Annotated in this window: 2 protein-coding genes; one reads left to right on the forward strand and one right to left on the reverse strand. The window is 68.2% G+C overall.

What is annotated here, in order from left to right; genetic code table 11:
* Nucleotides 1-57 precede the first annotated feature (57 nt).
* On the reverse strand, nt 58-1,356 hold the full coding sequence (locus ETD96_RS43485; RefSeq protein WP_138642307.1) for an IS256 family transposase: 1,299 nt from the start codon (nt 1,354-1,356) through the stop codon (nt 58-60).
* A 524-nt stretch (nt 1,357-1,880) separates the two neighbouring features.
* On the opposite strand from ETD96_RS43485, the gene ETD96_RS43490 reads away from it, so the two are divergent.
* Nucleotides 1,881-2,155 (forward strand): hypothetical protein (locus tag ETD96_RS43490; RefSeq protein ID WP_138642308.1); only part of this gene is annotated, 275 nt, incomplete at its 3' end.

Consider the following 2,155-nt stretch of genomic DNA (forward strand, 5'->3'; position numbering starts at 1 on the left):
CCCGCCCCTCCCCGCGCGGGAGTGTCCAGTTAACGGTGTAACTCGTTCTTGCTCGGGTCAGTTGCAGGTGGTGGTGAGGCGGCCTTCGAAGGCGATGTCGAAGGCGTTGAGGGCTGCCTTCCACCGCATGATCCAGCGTTTGCGGCCCGTGCCCTTGGGGTCCAGGCTCATCACCGCCAGGTAGACGCACTTGAGGGCGGCCTGCTCGTTGGGGAAGTGCCCGCGGGCCTTGACCGCCCGGCGGATGCGGGCGTTCACGCTCTCGATGGCGTTGGTCGAACAGACGACCTTGCGGATCTCGGGGTCGAACTGCAGGAACGGCACGAACTCGGCCCAGGCGTTCTCCCACAACCGGATGATCGCTGGATACTTGGTCCCCCAGGTCTCGGCGAACTCCAGCCACCGCTCCATCGCCGCCGCCTCGGTCGCAGCGGTGTAGACGGGTTTGAGCGCCTTGGCGATCTTGTCCCAGTCCTGCCGGGCGGCATACCGGAACGAGTTGCGCAGCAGATGCACGATGCACGTCTGCACAAGGGCCTGCGGCCAGACGTGGGCGACGGCGTCGGGCAGGCCGGTCAGTCCGTCGCACACCACCATGCAGGCGTCGGCCACGCCCCGGTTGCGCAGCTCGGTGAGGACCTGCAGCCAATACTTGGCGCCCTCGCCGCCGCCGTCCCCGGCCCAGAGCCCGAGGATGTCGCGGGTGCCCTCGACGGTGACGGCCAGCGCCACATGGATCGGGCGGTTGGCGACCTGCCCGTCACGGATCTTGACCTGGATCGCGTCCAGGAAGATGACCGGATAGACGGAGTCGAGCGGCCGGTTCTGCCACTCGACCATGCCATCGATGACCTTGTCGGTGATGGTGGAGATGGTCTGCTTGGACACCGTGGCGCCATAGACCTCGGCCAGGTGCGCGGAGATCTCCCCATGGGTGAGGCCCTTGGCGCTCAGGGACAGCACCATCTCGTCCACCCCGGTCAGCCGCCGCTGCCGCTTTCGGACGATTTTCGGCTCGAAGGTGGCGTCCCGGTCCCGGGGCACGTCGATCTCGACGGGGCCGACCTCGGTGGTGACGGTCTTGGACCGGTGCCCGTTGCGGACGTTCCCGCCGCCCTCGCCCGTCCGTTCGTGGCGGTCCCGGCCCAGGTGGTCGGTGATCTCGCCCTCGAGGGCGGACTCCAGCACCCGCTTGGTCAGCTGCTGCAGCAGCCCGCCCTCACCGGTCAGGTCCAGGCCCTGCTCACGGGCCTGGGCCACCAGCCGGCCGACCAGCTCCTGATCGACCCCGGCCGCCTGCGTGGCCGGGTTGTCGGACTCGGCCACCACGGCCTCCGTGCTCGCTTCGGTTGTCATGTGTCACTCCTTGATCAGGAGTTACACCGAAAACCGTACAGTCCCCCCCGCGCTGCTTGGGCTTATGTCGTTGGGGGCTGCGGGTGTCTGCTGGGTGAGCCTTGACCCCTTTGAGGTGTCGGCCGACTATGCCTTGTATGTCCTCTCGGGAGGAGTGGGGGGCGGCTCGGGTGTTGGTTGCTGAGGTTGCTCGGGGCTCTGGGCGCGGTGCGGAAGTGACCCCAATGTGGTCGGTATGGGCTTCGGGCCGCCGACCCGGGGCGGTCGTGCGCTGGACGCGCCCGCCTACATTGTTCATGTGGTGCGGAAGCTTCCTGAGAGTGAGCTCAACTCTGGTCAGGTGATACCTCGGACGGTCGAGGTGCGTGGTGTCGCCATAGAGACCGATGTGGTGCAGTCCGGCAGGTTCGTTGCATCGGCCTGGGCATGGGGTTGTTGTGGGGGAGTGGGCTTCTGGCTATGGCGGGATGCGGGGTTGACCGGTAGCACTATGAGTGGCCCCCGCCTGACCACAGGAGTGTTCCTTGCCCGCTGTGTCCGGACCCCCGCCCGCTCCCGAGGACGCGTCCACCTGGGCGGAGTTCACCGCCCGGCTCCGTGCGCTGCATGAATGGTGCGGGCGGCCCAAGTACCGCGCGCTGTGCGGGCGCGTTGACGGGCTGTCGCCCGCCGCGGTCTCCACGCTGATCGGGAAGAACCCGCTGACCACGCCGCCGGAGACCGCGACGGTCCGGTTCGTCGAGGCGTGCCTGCGGTACGGGGAATCGGCGGCTGTCGAGGCGGAGGCCGAGAGGTGGGG

Source organism: Actinomadura geliboluensis, from assembly GCF_005889745.1.
Classification (GTDB): Bacteria; Actinomycetota; Actinomycetes; order Streptosporangiales; family Streptosporangiaceae; genus Spirillospora; species Spirillospora geliboluensis.

Excerpts from the sequence above, each read along its gene's own strand:
- ETD96_RS43485 (WP_138642307.1), bottom strand. The coding sequence starts at position 1,356 with ATGACAACCGAAGCGAGCACGGAGGCCGTGGTGGCCGAGTCCGACAAC.